Annotated in this window: 14 protein-coding genes; 6 read left to right on the plus strand and 8 right to left on the minus strand. The window is 59.6% G+C overall.

Features of this window, described 5'->3' with window-relative positions:
• Nucleotides 1-104: 104 nt before the first annotated feature.
• Complete coding sequence (locus RHP74_RS24920; protein WP_010457723.1) at nucleotides 105-1124, minus strand: alpha/beta fold hydrolase; 1020 nt, start codon at nucleotides 1122-1124, stop codon at nucleotides 105-107.
• Between the two features lie 248 nt (nucleotides 1125-1372).
• Nucleotides 1373-3685 (minus strand): 5-methyltetrahydropteroyltriglutamate--homocysteine S-methyltransferase, encoded by a 2313-nt coding sequence (gene metE / locus RHP74_RS24925; RefSeq protein WP_010457724.1) that lies wholly within the window; start codon nucleotides 3683-3685, stop codon nucleotides 1373-1375.
• A gap of 107 nt (nucleotides 3686-3792) precedes the next feature.
• Between metE and metR the strand changes: the two genes are divergently transcribed.
• Entirely contained in the window at nucleotides 3793-4710 is a 918-nt protein-coding gene (gene metR / locus RHP74_RS24930) for a transcriptional regulator MetR (protein ID WP_221107237.1), read from the plus strand.
• Between the two features lie 121 nt (nucleotides 4711-4831).
• Here the strand turns inward: metR and RHP74_RS24935 are convergent, their stop codons facing one another.
• The 5 genes from RHP74_RS24935 to RHP74_RS24955 form a co-directional block, all read right to left on the minus strand.
• Nucleotides 4832-5329: a GNAT family N-acetyltransferase gene (locus tag RHP74_RS24935; RefSeq protein WP_010457726.1), complete on the minus strand. Its 498-nt coding sequence runs from the start codon at nucleotides 5327-5329 to the stop codon at nucleotides 4832-4834.
• Between the two features lie 2 nt (nucleotides 5330-5331).
• Nucleotides 5332-5970 (minus strand): LysE family translocator, encoded by a 639-nt coding sequence (locus RHP74_RS24940; protein WP_010457727.1) that lies wholly within the window; start codon nucleotides 5968-5970, stop codon nucleotides 5332-5334.
• A gap of 192 nt (nucleotides 5971-6162) precedes the next feature.
• A complete protein-coding gene (locus RHP74_RS24945) occupies nucleotides 6163-6567 on the minus strand; it encodes a hypothetical protein (RefSeq protein WP_311096546.1) in 405 nt (134 codons plus the stop codon).
• Between the two features lie 862 nt (nucleotides 6568-7429).
• Nucleotides 7430-7864: an NUDIX domain-containing protein gene (locus tag RHP74_RS24950; protein ID WP_311096547.1), complete on the minus strand. Its 435-nt coding sequence runs from the start codon at nucleotides 7862-7864 to the stop codon at nucleotides 7430-7432.
• Nucleotides 7865-8061: 197 nt separating this feature from the next.
• A complete protein-coding gene (locus RHP74_RS24955; protein WP_311096548.1) occupies nucleotides 8062-9441 on the minus strand; it encodes an HD domain-containing phosphohydrolase in 1380 nt (459 codons plus the stop codon).
• A 259-nt stretch (nucleotides 9442-9700) separates the two neighbouring features.
• Here RHP74_RS24955 and RHP74_RS24960 point away from each other — a divergent pair, with 259 nt between their 5' ends.
• The 5 genes from RHP74_RS24960 to RHP74_RS24980 are packed head-to-tail and all read left to right on the plus strand — an operon-like array spanning nucleotide 9701 to nucleotide 18084.
• Nucleotides 9701-11995: a bifunctional diguanylate cyclase/phosphodiesterase gene (locus RHP74_RS24960; protein WP_154912501.1), complete on the plus strand. Its 2295-nt coding sequence runs from the start codon at nucleotides 9701-9703 to the stop codon at nucleotides 11993-11995.
• A complete protein-coding gene (locus RHP74_RS24965; protein WP_010457731.1) occupies nucleotides 11995-13869 on the plus strand; it encodes a bifunctional diguanylate cyclase/phosphodiesterase in 1875 nt (624 codons plus the stop codon). Before RHP74_RS24960 ends, RHP74_RS24965 begins: the two co-directional genes overlap by 1 nt.
• 44 nt (nucleotides 13870-13913) lie before the next feature.
• The gene (locus tag RHP74_RS24970) at nucleotides 13914-14873 is read left to right on the plus strand and encodes a cytochrome-c peroxidase (RefSeq protein WP_010457733.1); all 960 of its coding nucleotides are present in this window, start codon (nucleotides 13914-13916) and stop codon (nucleotides 14871-14873) included.
• Nucleotides 14870-16681 (plus strand): DAHL domain-containing protein, encoded by a 1812-nt coding sequence (locus RHP74_RS24975; protein WP_311096549.1) that lies wholly within the window; start codon nucleotides 14870-14872, stop codon nucleotides 16679-16681. The genes RHP74_RS24970 and RHP74_RS24975 overlap by 4 nt, the downstream gene beginning before the upstream one ends.
• Nucleotides 16678-18084, plus strand: a complete 1407-nt coding sequence (locus RHP74_RS24980; RefSeq protein WP_010457738.1) for an ATP-binding protein — start codon at nucleotides 16678-16680, stop codon at nucleotides 18082-18084. The genes RHP74_RS24975 and RHP74_RS24980 overlap by 4 nt, the downstream gene beginning before the upstream one ends.
• A gap of 124 nt (nucleotides 18085-18208) precedes the next feature.
• Here the strand turns inward: RHP74_RS24980 and RHP74_RS24985 are convergent, their stop codons facing one another.
• Nucleotides 18209-19534 (minus strand): APC family permease, encoded by a 1326-nt coding sequence (locus RHP74_RS24985; protein ID WP_010457740.1) that lies wholly within the window; start codon nucleotides 19532-19534, stop codon nucleotides 18209-18211.
• Nucleotides 19535-19650 lie beyond the last annotated feature (116 nt).

The raw sequence follows: 19650 nt of genomic DNA on the forward strand, positions 1-19650 counted from the left end.
TGGTTTGCCTGATACACCGCATGCGCAGGATTGGGGCCGCTTCGCAGCCCAGCGGGAGCAAGCTCCCTCGCCACAGGGTTTTGTCCCACAGTTGGATTGGGGGGTTACAGGAGGTTCGGAGTGGGCACCGGATCGATCTGTGCCCAATGCGAAGTGTCTTCGCGGTGGGCCTGCAGATACGGCAACACCGCCGCCAGCAACGGCGCCTTGAACGCTTCCTGGAATCGATGCGCCAACCCCGGAATCAGCTTCAACTGACTGCCACGAATGTGCGCCGCCAAGTGCACGCCATGCATCACCGGCAACAGCGGATCCGCCGTGCCGTGAACCACCAGCGTCGGCACGCGCAACTGGTTAAGCAGCGCCACACGACTGCGCTCGGCGAGGATCGCCATGATCTGGCGCTTCACGCCCTCCGGGTTGAACGCCCGGTCATAGGACAACGCCGCCTGATGCAGCAACGCTTGCCGATCATCACTGACGGTCGGGCTGCCCAGCGCTGCCAGCAAATCGGCCTGCTGTTCCAGCGCCACTTCGCGATTCGGCGCGCTACGCCGCGACAACAACTGCACCAACGCCGCACTCGGCGCCGGCAAGCCTTCGGCCCCGGAACTGGTCATGATCAGGGTCAGGCTCTCGACCCGTTGCGGCGCCATCGCCGCCATGTGCTGGGCAATCATCCCGCCCATGCTCGCGCCCAAGACGTGAAACTGCTCAACCTTCAACGCATCCATCAGGCCAAAGGCGTCGTCCGCCATGTCGGTCAAGGTGTACGGCGCCGCCACCGGCAGACCGAGTTTGTAGCGCAGCACTTCAAACGTCAGGTTGGCGTCGGCGGGCGTTTGCCGCCAGGTCGAGAGGCCGACGTCGCGATTGTCATAACGAATCACCCTAAAACCCTGCTGACACAGCGCGACCACCACCTCGTCCGGCCAGTGAATCAACTGCCCGCCCAGGCCCATCACCAGCAACAACGCCGGGTCGGACGCACGGCCGATGCTCTGGTACGCCAGGCTCACCTGCGCCAGATCGGCCTGTTGGGTGGGAACATTGACATCGCAACGAGACGCCGCCAAAGACGGCAGGCCAAACAACAGCAAGGCCAGAAAAATGAATGCACGCATGAAAAAACACCGAAACGCAGAACCCCAGTAGAGCGCGAGTCTGATGAAGTTTGATCAAGCGCGCTGCCACAGTTACGTGACAGTTTGATGAAGACTGCCGAGCGGTCATTTTTCGGGACCGCGTTATCGTTCATCGCGAGCAGGCTCACTCCCTCAGGATTGATGTCGTACACAATATTTGTGATCGACCTAGATCCAATGTGGGAGCGAGCCTGCTCGCGATGGCGTCCGAACAGACGCTACATCGGCTAAGCCAACTGACTGCGCAACTGCCGCGCCGCCGCCACCATGTTCACCAACGCCGCCTCGGTCTCCGGCCACGCCCGGGTCTTCAGACCGCAATCCGGGTTCACCCACAATCGCTCGGCCGGAATGCGCTTCACGGCTTTGCTCATCAACTTGACCATCTCAGCCGTGTCCGGCACCCGTGGCGAATGGATGTCGTAGACGCCCGGCCCGATGTCGTTCGGGTAGTCAAACGCTTCGAAGGCCTCGAGCAATTCCATGTCCGATCGCGAGGTTTCGATGGTGATCACGTCGGCATCCATCGCCGCGATGGACTCGATCACGTCGTTGAATTCGCTGTAGCACATGTGGGTATGGATCTGGGTTTCGTCGCGCACACCGGAGGCGCTCAAGCGGAAGGCTTCCACCGCCCAGTCCAGGTATTCCTGCCATTGCGCCCGACGCAGCGGCAAGCCTTCGCGGAACGCGGCTTCGTCGATCTGCACGATCTTGATGCCGGCACTTTCCAGGTCGACCACTTCATCACGCAGGGCCAACGCCAACTGCTGCGCCTGGATTTTGCGCGAGACGTCTTCGCGCGGGAACGACCACATCAGCATGGTCACGGGACCGGTGAGCATGCCTTTCATGACCTTGTCGGTCAGGCTTTGCGCATAGGTGATCCAGTCGACGGTCATGGCGTTCGGACGGCTCAGGTCGCCGTAGATGATCGCCGGTTTGACGCAGCGCGAACCGTAGCTCTGCACCCAGCCGAAACGGGTGAACAGGTAGCCGTCCAGTTGCTCGGCGAAGTACTCGACCATGTCGTTGCGCTCGGCTTCACCGTGCACCAGCACGTCCAGGCCCAGGCGTTCCTGGACTTGCACGGCGTGACGGATTTCGCTGTGCATGGCGTCGGTGTAATCGTTGGCCGACAGCTTGCCTTGCTTGAACGCCTGGCGGGCCAGACGGATCGAACCGGTCTGCGGAAAAGAGCCGATGGTGGTGGTCGGGAATGCCGGCAGTTTCAGCCGAGCGCGTTGCTGCTCGATGCGTTTGGCGAACGGCGAGTGACGTTGGCTGTCCGCTGCGCTGATCGCATTGATGCGTGCCTGCACGTGGGCTTTATGGATACGCGGCGACTCGGCGCGGCTCGTCTGAATCACTCGGCTCTGGGCCAGAGCCGCTTGTACTTTGGGCGATTGCGGGTCGTTCAGGGCATCGCGCAGTACGGCGATTTCACCGCACTTCTGCACGGCGAAGGCCAGCCAGCTTTTCAGTTCAGGATCGAGTTTGTCTTCCCGTTCCAGGTCCACCGGGCTGTGCAGCAGCGAGCAGGAACTGCTGACCCACAGGTTGTCGCCAAAGCGCTCTTGCGCCGGTTGCAGTTGCGCGAGCACTTGCTCCAGTTCGCAACGCCAGACGTTGCGACCGTTGACCAGGCCCACCGAAAGAATCTTGTAGGTCGGCAGACGGTCCAGCACCTGACCGAGTTGATCCGGCGCCCGCACTGCGTCGATGTGCAGGCCTTGCACCGGCAGGCCGACTGCCAGGCCGAGGTTGTCTTCCAGGCCACTGAAGTAGGTCGCCACGAGCTTTTTCAGCGGCGAGTATTGAAGGATGTGATAAGCGCGCTCGAAGGCGTTTTTCCAGGCTTGTGGCAGGTCGAGGGTCAGGATCGGTTCGTCGATCTGCACCCATTCCACGCCTTGGGCGGCGAGGCGGCCGAGGATTTCACCGTAGATCGGCAGCAGGCGTTCGAGCAGGTCGAGCTTGTCGAAGTCGTTGCCTTTGGCCTTGCCCAGCCACAGGTAAGTCAGCGGGCCGATGATGACGGGTTTGACGTTGTGGCCGAGGGCCTTGGCTTCGTCGACCTCGTCGAACAACTGTTCCCAGCTCAGTTTGAACTGTTGGTCAGCTGTGAATTCCGGGACCAGGTAGTGGTAGTTGGTGTCGAACCACTTGGTCAGCTCCTGGGCATATTGGGCCTGGGTGTGTTCGCCACCGCAGCAGGCCGCCGTGGCGCCTCGGGCCATGGCGAACAGGGTGTCGAGGGTCGGCAGGCCGCGCGCATCCTTGGCACTGTCGAAACGCTCGGGGATCACGCCGAAGGTCAGGGAATGGGTCAGCACCTGGTCGTACCAGGCGAAGTCGCCGACGGGCAGCAGGTCGATGCCGGCGTCTTTCTGCAACTGCCAGTGGGTGGCGCGCAGTTGGCGGCCGACGCTTTTCAGCGCGTCCTGATCGAGGTCGCCCTTCCAGTAGGATTCGAGGGCTTTTTTCAGTTCGCGGTCAGCGCCGATGCGCGGAAAACCAAGTGTGTGGGCCAGAGCCATGGTGAATTTCTCCCTGTAAAAGATGGCGCTATTGTCGACAGCCAACCCAACATGAGACAAACTCAACCTTTTCGTGTTGATCACAAGTTTTCCTCATGGAGCCCCCGGTGCTTGAAATCCGCCACCTGAAGACCCTGCACGCCTTGCGCGAAGCCGACAGCCTGGTCGATGCCGCCGACCGTCTGCACCTGACCCAATCGGCCCTGTCCCACCAGTTCAAGGAACTGGAGGAGCGCATGGGCATGCCGTTGTTCGTGCGCAAGACCAAACCGGTGCGGTTCACCAGCGCCGGGTTGCGCCTGCTGCAACTGGCCGACGCCACCCTGCCGCTGCTGCGCGGTGCCGAACGCGATATCGCGCGGTTGGCGGGCGGCACCGCGGGCCGTTTGCACATGGCAATCGAGTGCCACAGTTGCTTCCAGTGGCTGATGCCGACCATCGATCAGTTCCGCGATGCCTGGCCGGAAGTCGAGCTGGACCTGGCTTCGGGCTTCTCCTTCGCGCCGCTGCCGGCCCTGGCCCGTGGCGATCTGGATTTGGTGGTGACCTCCGATCCGCTGGAACTGGCCGGGATCACCTACGTGCCGTTGTTCACCTATGAAGCGATGCTCGCGGTGGCCAATCAGCACCGTTTGGCGAACAAGGCCTACATCGTGCCGGAAGACCTGCTCACGGAAACGCTGATCACCTACCCGGTGGAACGCGACCGGCTGGACATCTTCACCCGTTTCCTGGAACCGGCCGACATCGAACCGGCGCAGGTCCGCACCTCGGAACTGACGGTGATGATGATGCAGTTGGTCGCCAGCGGACGCGGCGTCTGCGGCATGCCCCATTGGGCGCTGCATGAATACAGCTCGCGGGGTTACGTGAAGGCCAAGCGGCTGGGCGACAAAGGATTGTTTGCGACGCTGTATGCGGGGATTCGTGCGGACATGCTGGATGCGCCGTACATGCGCGACTTCTTGCTGACGGCCAAGGACACATCGTTCTCGACACTCGACGGCGTCAGCGCAGTCCGCTGACACACCGCAACCGCTGTAGGAGCGAGACTTGCCCGCGAAAGCGGTGTATCAGCCAAGTAGATATCGACTGTCACGACGCCTTCGCGGGCAAGCCTCGCTCCTACAGGGGTCTGTGGTGGGTTTAGAGCTCGCGCCACATGTGGATTTTGTCGAAGTAGTCTTCGCCGACGCGCACCGCCATGGGTTCGAGGCCGAACTGTACGAAGCCGCAACGCTGGTACAGGTTGAACGCCGCCTCATTGCCGGCGGTGACGGTCAGCTGGATCAGCCGCAGGCCTTTATGGTTCTGCGCTTCATCCAGCGCGGCTTGCACCAGTTGCTGACCCAACCCGCGCTGCCGGACTTTGCCGGACACATACATGCCAAACAGCGTCGCCTTGTGCCGGGCCTTTTCCCGGGGTTCGAAGGCAAGGCCGACGATGCCTGACAACGCGCCGTCCTCGAACGCCCCGAACACCACATCCAGCTTGCTGGTCAGGCGCGACTCCCACCAACTCAGCGGCATTGTTGCGCGCTCGCGCACACTCGAAGTGAAGGCCTGCGGGTGCAGGTCGTAGGCTTCCAGCATCAGCGCCCGATAGTCCAGCGCATGGCTGGCATCCAGTCGTTCAATCCACATGATCAGGCCGTCCGTCGTTGCTCAAGCATCAGCCGTACCGCCAGCGCGGACAGGACAAACCCCATGAAATAACGCTGCAGCGCCAGCCAGGTCGGGTTGTTGACGAACCACGAAGCGATGCCCGCCGCAAAGATCGCGATCAGCAGGTTGACGCAGAAACTGACGCTGATCTGGGTCAGGCCCAGCACGATGCTCTGGGTGAACACCGAGCCATGCTCAGGCGTGATGAACTGTGGAAACACCGACAGGTAAAACACCGCGATCTTCGGGTTCAGCGCGCTGGTGAGAAACCCCATGGTGATCAGTTTGCGCGACGAGTCCGGCGGCAACTGCTGCGCTTCGAAGGGTGAACGTGCGCCGGGTTTGACCGCCTGCCACGCCAGCCACAACAGATACAGCGCGCCGGCCCATTTCAACACTTCGTAGGCCATCGGCACGGCCAGAAAGACCGCGGTCAAACCGGCCGCAGCGGCGAACAAGTGCACGAAGAATCCCGCCACCACGCCGAGCAACGAAGTCACGCCGGCCTTGCGCCCCTGGCAGATCGAACGGGAGATCAGGTAGATCATGTTCGGCCCCGGCGTCAGCACCATCAGCAACGCGGCAGCGGCGAAAATCAGCAAGTCTTGAAGTGGGATCATGGGCAGTCGTATTCCGTTAAACAGACATTGCGTAAATGATCAGACGATCGCGATTCTGAGGCTCGATAAAACGACAGGATCCGACCTCATGTCAACTGGAGTGACGGCGCCGCAGGTGGATCCGGGGGACGGACCTCGCTTCAACCCTTTGCGCCGCCTGCACGTATTGTTAATCGTTAAATATTTACTGCGCTATAAAACATTTTGCTCCGCCGCAAAATACTGGAATACGAATTGAGCGCTCCTATCAACTGGAAAGTCGATACGAATGATTGGAACAAAAACCCCACCGGTTTTATCGTAGTATTTTTTCTGATCAATCCGGGCGTTTTGCAGTCCGCTAGCAGCGCCGTTAGTTGTATAGAAAAAACCCTCAATAGGCAGGCGCTCCAAGTTAAAAGTCGGCCCTGAGTCAGTCCATGCCTTGATTCTCATTTCGGTGTGATCGAGGAAGAAGTAATACGGATCAAGGACAGGCACACGAATAGCTTCATTGAAGGCCCTGACGGCCTCGGCATTTAAATTATCCGTCACCATGAATGCACATGAGTAGGCGTTGGGTCTAGAAGCACCTGCCGGATTTCTGACGTGGGCCAACCACTGTTCCGCTGTCGTGATCCCTTGGTCCCGACACGGCCTGCTAGCCACCGGATACGGGTAGGTGTTGACACTTTCTCCACACCCCCTGCCACCGGGCGTACTTCTATAAAACGTAGCCCCGTCCCACGGAAAGTAACACACCACCTCTACTTTCTCTTTACCAGCAGGCGTACCCAGAACCGGATAAAAAATGAACCCGTTCTTGCCTGCCCAGTTGACTGTCTTAGAGAATTTTACATCCGACCTCACCCACGAGAATGAAACAGCACCGGTTGTTCTTGAGAAGTTGGAGTGAGTCCATGGATCATAAGCAGGATTGGTCTCAGTGATTCGTAAGGTAACACCGGAACAAAGAAAAGCCGGGGCCGACGGCCCGACACAGCTGGCCGCTAGATAGTTGTAACGACTGGTCAAATTCCGCGCGACACTGTCTCCGATTGCATTGCGAAGATTGTCTGAACTCGTGCTCAGCACGCCCATTGAAGTCGAAGTCGAAGTCGAAGTCGAAGTCGAAGTCGAAGTCGAAGTCGAAGTCGAAGTCGAAGGGGTAGACAAACACCCAGACAGGAAGAGCCCACTTAACAGTAGCGCCACATAAATTTTCATTTTATTACCCGCACAAATGAATGACAGGACTGACCTCAATCAGTCAGCCACGACCCACTTCAATAAGTTTCCAGCTACAACGCCATGAGGACATGGACTATTAGATTTGAATAAGTAGATTTTTCCTACTGTTAGATCTGACAGTAGGAAGGCATAAAACCAGATCAATTTGAAATATGTATTCGACCCATTAGATGAATACACTTATTACAAGGCGCACTTGCCTTAATAAGTGAACAGGACGAATAAGCACTCAGGCGGGGGTATTAAGAGAACTCCGATAAAACGGCAGGATCAGGTCCCGTGTCAATGGCGCCAACGAGAGATCGCCGTCGGTGGCCGGATCGATCCAGCGCACCTCTTCAATCTCCGCGGCGGGCGAGACGTCTGAATCGATGGTCAGCTGAAAGAGTTCAGCCTGGACGACAAAACCCGGCTCGTTGGCCGCCGGTGCCGAAAAGGGCCCCAGGTAGGTGGCGTGCGCGGGGTCGATGACCAGTCCAAGCTCTTCTTCCAGCTCACGGGCCAGGGCGTGAACCGGTTGTTCATGGGCCTCGATCTTGCCGCCGGGTTGCATGAAGGCTTCGGTGCCGCGTTTGCGGACCAACAGCGTGCGCCCGTCAGGGCCGATCAGCAGGGCGGCGGCGATGCGGATGGTGCGGGGGGAAGGGGCGGATGAAAGTGTCATGGATCTGAGCGTGCCTTGGGTGAAAGGCGCAAAGGATCACATGGGTGTCGCGCCGGCGTCACGGGGGAAAATAGCGGTCTAGCCCTTTGTGGGAGCGAGCCTGCTCGCGATAGCGGTCTTTCAGTCGACATCCATGGTGAATGTCAGGCCGTCATCGCGAGCAGGCTCGCTCCCACAGGGGGTCAGTGTTAAGGGGGTCAGGGCTGAGCCTGGACTAGCGGATCCGCTTCGAGAAGCGCAGCCGCCACCTCCTCCGGCACTTTCACAAAAACGCTGTATTTCGCCCCTTCCATCGCTTCGAACGCGATCAGTTTCTCCACCAGCGGCCCGCTCAGCACCTTCCCCGCATTGAGCAACAGCATGCCGTTATCGGCATTGAGGTTGCGCGCCAGAATCATGCCGGTCGCCAGGTCCCGGGTCGTCAGTACCTTGACCGTCGGATCGGCCAGTGACACATCGCTCTGGTAGGCGGCGCAGACCTGAATGAAGTCCTCCACCAGATCAGGATCGTAGAGACGACCGGCGTACTGGCGGATATAGACCAGGGCTTCATCGCTGTTCATCTGGCGCTCAAGGATCAGCCCACGCTGCAACTCGATGAAATCCACCGCCAGTTTCAGCCACCGCGCCCCGAGCGGAATCGCCTCGCCCTTGAGCCGGTCGGGGAAACCGGTGCCATCCCAGCGCTCCTGATGGTGAAGGATCAGGCGCGCCGCATCCTTCATCGGATCGAGGGTCATCAGCAACGATTCGCTCTGCTTCGGATAACCGCGATAGCGTTCCTGATCGTTGTGGTGCAGCAAGTCCGCAGGCGCGGTCATCATGCTGTCGGTCCAGCTCAGCTTGCCGATGTTGTAAAGCGCCGCGGCCATGGTCAGGTCGCGGGTACTGCCCTCGTCCAGGCCATGGAGTTTGCAGTACACCCGCACCAGTTCGATGATCTGCCGGTTCGTCTGCTTGGCCGGTGGCAAACGCAGGTTGGCCAGCAGCGAGAACACCTCGGTGCCGGTGACATAGCTGTGTTTGAGCTCTTCGTAGGCCAGGTCGAGCATGTCGGCGGTCTGCTGCAGCTCGGCGGTGCGGGACGCAACGTGTTTCTCCAGGGTCGCGTTGAGCAACCTCAATTCTTCGTTTTGCTCCCAGGTCTCCTGCACCAGATGCAGGCGTTCGCGCTCGGAACGCTGGTAGGCGAGGGATTGTCGCAACGTCAGCAGCAATTCCTCATCGTGCCAGGGTTTGCTGATGTATCGGTCAATCTGCCCGTCGTTGATTGCTTTGACGATCATCGTCAGGTCGGCATAACCGGTCAGCAAAATGCGCAGCGTGTCGGGATGGCGCTGGTGAATGTGCGCCAGCAGCGTGGCGCCGTCCATGTTAGGCATGCGCGCATCGCTCATCACCAGGTCGACGGGCTGTTTCGCCATGATATCCAGGGCTTGCTCCCCGCTGGTGGCCAGCAATACTTCGTAGGGCTGGCCGCGCAAGAGCCGGCGCAGACTGTTGAGGATAGACTCCTCGTCGTCGACCAGCAGAATCGTGGGTTTATCGGCAAAAGTAGTGGGGAGTTGCTCTTCCATGGCATTACCTCAAGCAAAACGGGCGTCGTCGCGTCAATCATCAGCCAGAACATTCCGTTTCTGGCGCTGCCTGAGCTACAGGCTAGATGATTTCCAGCGACGCCCCTGGAAATGATTCGTTTCAGGCGACCGGGCGAAGTGCTGCACAGGCGACTATGCTCAGTTCACTCGGATCCACTTTATGCGCTTGGCCACGTGATCAGGGAAAGGATGCCCCTATGAGCACACCGCACCACCACATTGCCACCGCTCCCGGCGTATGCCTATGAATACGCTGCTGGCACGAACCAACCGTCGGATACTTATCGTCGACGACACCGCGTCTATTCATGCGGACTTCATCAAGATCCTCAGCCCGCCATCGCCCGAAGACGACGACCTGATCAGCGCCGAAAAAGCCCTGTTCGGGACGCAAGCGACGGCAACCCTGCAAAGTTTCATGCTCGATTCGGCGTTTCAGGGGCTGGAAGCACTGGACAAGGTTGAACGAGCGCTGGCCAACGACCTGCCCTATGCGATGGCTTTCATCGACATGCGCATGCCGCCGGGCTGGGACGGCCTGGAAACCATCGAACGGCTGTGGCAGGTCGATCCCAAGCTGCAAGTGGCGCTCTGTACCGCTTATTCCGACTATTCCTGGGAAGACATCGATGAACGCCTGGAACTGGGCGATCGCCTGCTGATCCTGAAAAAACCGTTTGATGCGATCGAGATCCGTCAGCTCGCCAGCGCCCTGACCGCCAAATGGCAAATGACCGAAGACGCCGAACTGAAGATGTCGTTGCTGGAACAGGCCGTGGAAGAACGCACCCGGGAGCTGTCCGACGCCAACATCATCGTGCAGAACAGCCCGACCATTCTGTATCGCCTGCGGGGCGAACCGTCGTTTCCGCTGATGTACATCTCCCATAACATCACCAAGTACGGTCATGTCGCGGCGAATCTGGTCGCCTCGGCCAACTGGGCCCGGGAGTTGATCCATCCCGACGACCAGCCGAAAGTCGACACGGCCATGGCCCGAGTGCTGGATCGCCATGCGGGTGGCGCGTCCATCGAGTTTCGGATGCGCACCGGCGACGGTGCCTGGCGCTGGGTCGAAAACCGCTATATTCCGGTGCGAGACGCCGAAGGACGTTTACTGGAAGTCGAAGGCATCATCATCGACGTCACTGAACGCAAGGTCGCCGAGGAGAAAATCGCCCTGCTGGCCCGCACCGACGGGCTGACGGGGCTGGCCAACCGTGCCACCTTGATCGAGCGCCTGCATCAGGCCTTCGCCGCTGCGCGCCGGGGGGCAACACCGTTCGCGATGTTCTACCTGGACCTTGACCACTTCAAACGCATCAACGATACCCTCGGTCATCCGGTGGGCGATCTGTTGCTGCAGGAAGTGGCCCGGCGCATCAAAGCCTGTGTGCGCGAAAACGACGTGGTCGCCCGCCTCGGCGGCGACGAGTTTGCCATCCTGCAACTGGACGTCAGCGACCCGACCCAGTCCGCGTCCCTGGCGGCCAAGGTCCGCGACGCACTGGTGCTGCCCTACTCCCTGGCCGGCAATGACGTGCGGGTGTCGGTCAGCATCGGCATCAGCAGCTATTCGCCGCGCATCACCAGCGCCGACGGCTTGCTCAGCCAGGCTGACATGGCGCTGTATCGCTCCAAGGAAAAGGGCCGCAATCAGTATCACTTCCACTCCGAGGAGATCAATCAGGAGGTGGTCGAGCGCATGACCATCGCCAGCGAACTGCGCACGGCCATCGACCATGAAGAACTCGAACTCAGATACTGGCCAGAAGTCGACCTGAGCAGCGGCAAGATCCTCGGCATGGAAGCCCAGGTCTGCTGGAACCACCCCGAGCGCGGCTTGCTGGAAGCGTCGGCGTTCCTGCCGGCCGCGGAAAAAACCGGCGCCATCATCCCCCTCGGGCACTGGGTGCTGGATCGCGCCTGCCAGCAAATGCGTCTGTGGCGCGACGAAGGCATGGCGCCCCCGGTGATTGCCATCAAACTGTCCCTGGCCCAACTGAAAAGCGGGCCCGAGCTGATCTATGACGTACTGCGCACCACCGCGCGCTGGGAATTGTGCGCCTGGGACCTGCGCTTCGATGTCACCGAAGCCACCCTGGCCCAGACCAAATGGACCCACAACGACGTGCTGCCACGCCTGCGCGAGCTGGGGGTGAAGATCGCCATCGACGACTTCGGCACCGAATACTCCTCGTTCGACTACCTCAAGACCTACCAGGTCAATCACCTGAAACTCGCCCAGGCTTTCATCGACACCGCTGCCCGCGACCCGGCAAGTGCCAACACGTTGCGCGCAATCATCAATTTCGCTCGAGAAGTAGGGATCGGAATCATCGCCGAAGGTGTCGAAACCCAGGAACAGCGCAGTTCGCTGATGGCCACAGGCTCGCCAATGAACGCACAGGGTTACTTTTTCAGTAAAGCGGTCAGCAGCCAACAAGCCGCCCAGTTGCTCAAAGCCGGCAGCATCGTGCCCGCAAGCCACGGACCGATCCTGGACAACCCGCACGCCACGGAGGACAAGTGATGAAAACGTCGTCCGTCCGGACCAACCGGCGCATCCTGATCATCGACGACACGCCTTCGATTCATGAGGATTTTCGCAAGATCCTCGGCCCGGACTCTGAAGGTGAGCAGACCCTGGCTGGCACTGAAGAGGCGCTGTTCGGCACGCAACAGCCGGCTCGGCTGACCTTCCAGCTCGATTCCGCCTACCAGGGCCAGGAAGCCCTTGAGCTGGTCCAGCGGGCCCAGGCCGAAGGTCGCCCCTACGCCATGGCGTTCACCGACATGCGCATGCCGCCGGGTTGGGACGGGCTGGAAACCATCGAACAGCTCTGGAAGATCGACCCGCACCTGCAAATCGCGCTGTGCACCGCCTATTCGGATTACAGCTGGGAGGACATGGCTGAACGGCTGGAGTTCGGCGACCAGTTACTGGTGTTGAAAAAACCCTTCGACAGTCTGGAAATCCGCCAGATGGCCAGCGCCCTGACCTGGAAATGGCAGATGACCCAGGACGCGGAGACAAAAGTGCAAAGCCTGGAGCAAACCATCGAGGCGCGGGTCCACGAACTGCTCAAGGTGTCCCACCTGTTGCAATACGACGTACTGACCGAGCTGCCCAACAGCACGTTGCTCGGAGATCGACTGAACCAGTCCCTGGCGTTGTCGCGCCGCCATGACAAGCAGCTGGCGGTGATGTTCCTGGGTCTTGATCGCTTCAAGCGCATCAACAATGCCCTGGGCCATCCGGCCGGTGACGAGATGCTCAAACGGGTCGGGCAAAACCTGGTGTCCACGGTGCGCGAATCCGATTCGGTGTTTCGCTACGGCGCTGATGAGTTCGTGGTGATCCTCGCTGACATCCGCCATCCCCAGCAGACCAAAGGCATCGCCGAAAAACTCTTGAACGCCATTGGCACGACCCAGCACATCGCCGGCCATGACCTGAGCGTAACCGCCAGCCTGGGCATCAGCATATACCCCGATGATGGCTTCGATGCGATCGCGCTGATCAAGAAAGCCGAAACCGCGATGCGTCACGTCAAGGAAAGCGGCCCCAACGACTTCCGCTTTTTCATCGAAGAAATGAACCAGCGCGCCCGGGACCAGCAGACCATCGAGTCGGGCATTCGCCTGGCATTGGAGCGGGACGAATTTGTCCTGCATTACCAGCCCAAGCTCGACCTGGGCACCGGTGAGGTAGTCGGCGCAGAGGCCTTGATTCGCTGGCAGAAACCGGGGCATGGCTGGGTCTACCCGACGGACTTCATTGGCGTGGCCGAAGACAGCGGCTTGATCGTACCGTTGAGCAAATGGGTGCTGGCCCAGGCCTGTCGGCAAGCCTGCGCCTGGCAGGCGGCGGGGCTGCCGAGGCTGTGCATGTCGGTGAATGTGTCGGCCATCGACTTTCGCCAACGAGGCTTTGTCGAAGGCATTGAACAGGTCCTGAAACAAACCGGTCTGGACCCGTCATTGCTGGAGCTGGAAATCACCGAAGGCGTGCTGATGCAGAACGTCGATGCCACGGTCACCGCCCTGAACCGGATCAAGGCCATGGGGGTGCGGCTGGCCATCGACGACTTCGGCACCGGTTATTCCAGCCTGAGTTACCTGCGGCGTTTTCCCATCGACGTGCTGAAAATCGATCAGTCGTTCATTCGTGGCCTGAGCCGTGACATCAACGACGCAGCGCTGGTCAGCGCCATCATCAGCCTGGGCAAGAGCCTGAAACTGACCATCATCGCCGAAGGGGTGGAAACCCTCGAACAACTGGATTTCCTCAAGGCCCATCAGTGCGAGGAAGGCCAGGGCTACTACTTCAGCAAAGCCGTGGCGCCGGATGACTTCGTGCACTACCTGACGTCGGTGAAATCCCCTCCCCCTGCCGCCACATGACCGATAAGCAGCGACACACGGGCTATCCGCCAAGGAATTACAGGATGTCGCCATTTCTCTACCGCTTGCTCTTGATGCCTCTGCTCGGAGTCTGTCTGACGGCCAGCGGCGCGCCACTGGACGAACCACTCAAACCGCTGCCGGCCGTGCCGCAGCAAAACCCTCTGCGTGTCGAACTCGGTCGCCAGTTGTTCAACGAGCCACGTTTATCGGTCAACGGCAGCCTCTCGTGTGCCAGTTGCCATCGCCTGGAAAGCGGTGGCGCCGATAACAAGGCGTTTTCCATCGGTTTCAACGGCCAGCCAGTGGCGGTCAATACTCCGAGCGTGTTTAACGCCAGCCTGAACTTCCGGCAATTCTGGAACGGCCGCGCCGACACCCTGGAAACCCAGGTCCACGCCGTGGTGCAAAGCCCCAGTGAGATGGGCAGCAACTGGGAATACGTGGTGCAGACGCTGTCCGCCGACGCCGCTTATCGAACCGCGTTCGGCAACGCCTACCCGGACGGCGTGACCATGATCAATGTGCAAAACGCCCTGGCGACCTACGAGCGCACGTTGATCAGTGCCAACTCGCGTTTCGACCAATACCTGCTGGGCGACACCGACATTCTCACCCGCGAGGAGAAATACGGTTACCAACGCTTCAAGGATTACGGCTGTATCGCCTGCCATCAGGGAATCAATATCGGCGGCAACATGTTCCAGAAATTCGGGGTGATGGGCGATTACTTCAAGACACGAGGCAACCCGACCGACACCGACCTGGGCCGCTACCTGCTGACCAAGGACGAAGAGGACCGCTACGTGTTCAAGGTGCCGAGCCTGAGGAACGTCGCCGTGACCGCGCCGTACTTTCACGACGGCTCGGCCAAAACCCTCGAAGACGCCGTAGAGGTGATGTTCTCATTTCAACTGGGACGCATCCCCTCTGTCGAGGACAAGGTGCTGATCATCAAATTCCTCAAGACCCTGACCGGTGAATGGGAGGGCAAACCATTATGAAAATATCCCGCCGACGCAGTGTGGCACTCCTCGGTATCATGGCCCTGATACTGGCCTCGACACTGCTGTTTCTGTACCTCAAATCCAACTCCAATCAGACGTCGACCTACACCGAATCCCGGGATCTGATTTCCCGGATGAAACAGCTGAATGCGCAGTGGGAAACGGAAATCCTCAAGGCCAGGATTGCGATCAACCACAACTACGATCCGCTGGTCACACCGCTGACCGAGATGACGCTCCTGTGGGAACGGTTCGACACAATGTCGTCGAATCACAGCCGCAACACCTCGCCCGTCTGGTTGACCAGCCATGATGCGTACCTGAGCGCCTTCGAGGAAAAGATCCGGCTGGTTGAGCAGTTCAAGTCTCACAATGCTGTGTTGCGCAACTCACTGGCGTTTCTGCCGACCGCCGAAGACGACATTCAGGAACCCCTCGCCCAGTTGCAGGACGGCGACAAACTGCAACTGCAGAACATCGCCAACGACACCTATGACCTGGTACTCAGCACCATGGAGTTCGCCATGGTCACCTCTGACGACAAGGCCGCCGAAATCCTGGTGGGATTGAGCAAACTGAAAGTGAACAAACTGCGACTGCCGGAGGAGTTCCACAGTCCGCTGGATGTGCTCAGTAACCATATTGAGCTGATTCTGCGTGAGCAACCGGTGGTCAACCGCTTGCTGGAAAACATCGAGGCGATTCCCGTGGCCGAGCGGCTCGACGGCATCACCGATCTGCTGAACAACGATCAGCAGCGCACCGATGCGGTCGACCAGCGTTATCACTTTTACATGCTGGTGTTTTCGGTGCTGCTGGTGCTGTTGCTGGTGTACCTGGCGATTCACTTGATGCGCAGTTTCACCGTGATCAATCGCGTCAACAAGGCCCTGAAAACCGCCAATGATGACCTCGAAAAACGGGTCGAAGAACGCACCCGCGAACTCAAGGATACCCAGAGCGAACTGCTGGACACCGCGCGCCAGGCCGGCATGGCGGAAATCGCCACCAATGTGTTGCACAACGTCGGCAACGTACTCAACAGCGTGAACATCTCCGCCGACCTGGTCAGCCGCAAACTGCGCAGCAGCAAGGCCCAGGGGCTGGGCAAGGCGATGCAGCTGATTAACGAGCATCAAGGCGACCTCGGGGCCTTTCTGACCCAGGACGCGAAAGGCAAATTGCTGCCCGGCTATCTGAATCAACTGGTCGACGCCATCGCGCTCGAACAACAAAGCATGACCGACGAACTCGCCCAACTGACCAAAAGCGTCGACCACATCAAGGACATCGTCGCCACCCAGCAGTCCTACGCCGGCGCCAACAGCCTGATGGAACCGCTGCACATCAGTGAACTGCTGGAAGACGCCCTGCGCATGAACTCCGGTGCCCTGACCCGGCACCACGTCACCGTGGTCAAGGAGTACAACGAGGTGCCGCAGGTCATGGGCGACAAACACCGGTTGCTGCTGATCCTGATCAACCTCATCAGCAATGCCAAATACGCCATGTCCGACCTCAGCAATCGTCCGCGACAAATGACCCTGGGGGTGAAAATCGTCGAAGACTCCACCCTGCAAATCAGCGTCAAGGATGATGGCGAAGGCATCGCGCCGGAGAACATGACGCGCATCTTTGCCCACGGTTTTACCACCCGCAAGGAAGGCCACGGTTTTGGTCTGCACAGCTGCGCACTCGCGGCGATAGAGATGAACGGCCATCTCAGCGCCCACAGTGACGGGCCCGGCAAGGGCGCGCAGTTCACCTTGCAGATTCCGCTGAAAACCGTCCCGGAGGAGGCATGAGTGAGCATTCGAACCGACGCATTCTGTTGATCGACGACACACCGTCGATTCATGACGACTTTCGCAAGATCCTCACCCCGGTTCCGGTGGAGCACCTGGAACTGGACGAGATGGAAGCCACGCTGTTTGGCCGTGAAATCAAAACCACCACGGCCCTGTTCGAACTGGATTCGGCGTATGGCGGCCAGGAAGGCCTGGGCAAACTCACTCAGGCCTTGCAGGAAAGCCGGCCCTACGCCCTCGCGTTCGTCGACATGCGCATGCCTGAAGGCTGGGACGGCGCGCAAACCATCGAACATCTGTGGCAGGAAGATCCGCACCTGCAAGTGGTGGTGTGTACCGCGTATTCCGACTATTCCTGGGATGAGCTGTTGGACCGACTGCAAGCCCATGATCGGTTGCTGATCCTGAAAAAACCGTTCGACAACATCGAAGTCCAGCAGATGGCCAACACCCTGCTGACCAAATGGGAGATGACCGAACGCGCCTCCGTGCAGATGAGCCATCTGGAGCATCTGGTGGACCAGCGCACCACGCAGTTCAAACAGGCCAGCGAGGCGTTGCAGCGGGAAATCGACGAGCGCAAACAGCTTGAATCGCAACTGGTGCAATCGGAAAAACTCGCGTCCCTGGGGCAATTGGCGGCCGGCGTTGCCCATGAAATCAACAACCCCATCGGCTTCATTTCTTCCAACCTTGGCAGTCTTGATGGCTACTTCAAGCAACTGCAAGACATGCTCGATGCCTATCGCGAGGCCGAAGAGGCGATTGCTTCAAATGAGGTGATCGAACGGCTTGGGCAGTTACGGGAACGCATCGAGCTGGAATTTCTGCGCGAGGACATTCCATTGCTGATCAAGGAATCCAAGGAGGGCATCAACCGGGTGGGGCAGATCGTCAAGGACCTGAAGGACTTCTCCCGGGTGGATTCCAACCAGGAATGGCAGTGGACCAATCTGCAACAGGGCATCGAGTCGACCTTGAACATCGTCGCCAATGAACTCAAGTACAAGGCCGATGTGCTGAAGGAGTATCAGCCATTGCCCGACATCGAGTGCCTGCCATCGCAAATCAACCAGGTGATCATGAACCTGATCGTCAACGCGTCCCAGGCGATGGGCCCACAGCGGGGCACCATCACCCTGCGCACCGGGTTTGAGGGTGAACGGGTGTGGATTGAGGTGGCCGACACCGGCTCCGGTATTGCGCCGGACAGCCTGCAGAAAATCTTTGATCCGTTCTTCACCACCAAACCGGTGGGCCAGGGGACAGGGCTTGGGTTGTCCTTGTCCTATGGCATCGTCAAGAAGCACCGGGGGGATATTTCGGTGCGCAGTGAAGTGGGCGTGGGCAGCACGTTCCGAGTCGAACTGCCCGTGCACCAGACACACTCAGCCACCTGAACACCGTAATAAATGCAGGAGTGAGCCTGCTCGCGATGGCGGTATGTCAGTCGCCCTTGATGTTGACTGACATGGCCCTATCGCGAGCTGGCTCACTCCTACAGGGGATTTGCAGTGTCCGAGGTCAGGTGGCCTCCTGGAAATCCATCTCCGGTGGCTGACGGCGGAAGCCACCGGTCAGCACCGCCAGGTACACCACGCCAATCGCCAGCCAGCTCAGGCCCAGGTAGATTGCCAGGTGATCGAGGCTGACCATCAGCCACAAATCCGCCGCCAGGCCAATGAACGGGAATAACAGGAACAGCACGAACTCGCGCAGGCCTTTGTTTGCACCGCCGATCCAGTAATGAAAGATCACCGACAAATTCACCAGACTGAACGCCAGGAACGCGCCGAAGTTGATGAACGAGGTCGAGGTGGTGACGTCCAGTTTCAGCGCCAGCAACGCGACCACGGCGCACAGCAGGATGCTGTTGACCGGTGTGCCAAAGCGCTCATGCAAGCTACCGAAAAATGATTTAGGCAGCACGCCGTCGCGGCCCATGGCGAACAACAAACGCGAACCACTGGCCTGAGCCGACAGGCCCGAGGCGAACTGGCCGACGATCAGGCCGATCAGGAAGATCGTCACGAACAGGTCGCCACCGATGTTGCGGGCGATTTCATAAGCGGCCGAGTCGACGCTGTCGAACTGGAACGAGGGATGGGCGATCTGCACGAAGTACGAGACGCTGACGAAGATCAGCCCGCCGATCAGGGTAATCAACATGATCGCCCGCGGAATGGTACGACGTGGGTCGCGGGTTTCTTCGGTCAGGGTGCTGACCGCGTCGAACCCGAGGAACGAGTAACAGGCGATGGCCGCGCCACTCATGATCAGCGGCATCTGCATGTCGCCGTTGAAGAACGGCTTGATCGACCACAACGGCGTGCTCGCATCGCCCCCGACGTAGTGGATGCACAGCGCGACGAAGGCGATCAGCACCAGGAACTGCACCAGCATCAGCAAGGCATTGATGCCGTTGGCCAGTTTCAGGCCGACGATGTTGATCGCGCTGGTGATGCCGATGAACGCCAGCACCCAGATCCACTGCGGCACGGCCGGGAACGCGGAATTGAGGTAGGCCGCACCGATCAGCCAGATCGCCATCGGCAGGAACAGATAGTCGAGCAGCACCGCCCAACCGGCGATGAACCCCAGCTTCGGGCTGATGGCCTTGCGGACATAGCTGTAGGCGGAACCGGCGACGGGGAATGCCGAGGCCATTCGGCCGTAGCTCATCGCGGTGAAAAACATCGCCACCAACGCCGCCAGATACGCGGCCGGGACCATGCCGGCGGTGGATTGAGCGAGGATGCCAAAGGTGCCGAGCACAATGATCGGCGTCATGTAGGCGATGCCGAACAGCACCACCGAACCCAATGACAGGGTGCGTTGCAAACGAGCCATGAGCGACTACTCCGAATTTATTAGATTTATGGCAGAGCCGAGTTCGGCGCTAAATTTCGGGTGTTTCGTTGTTGTTTTGGGTGATCGGTCAAACAGGTGTGTTGTCTGTCAGGACC

The sequence above is a fragment of the Pseudomonas sp. SG20052 genome (assembly GCF_031766055.1).
GTDB lineage: Bacteria > Pseudomonadota > Gammaproteobacteria > Pseudomonadales > Pseudomonadaceae > Aquipseudomonas > Aquipseudomonas mandelii.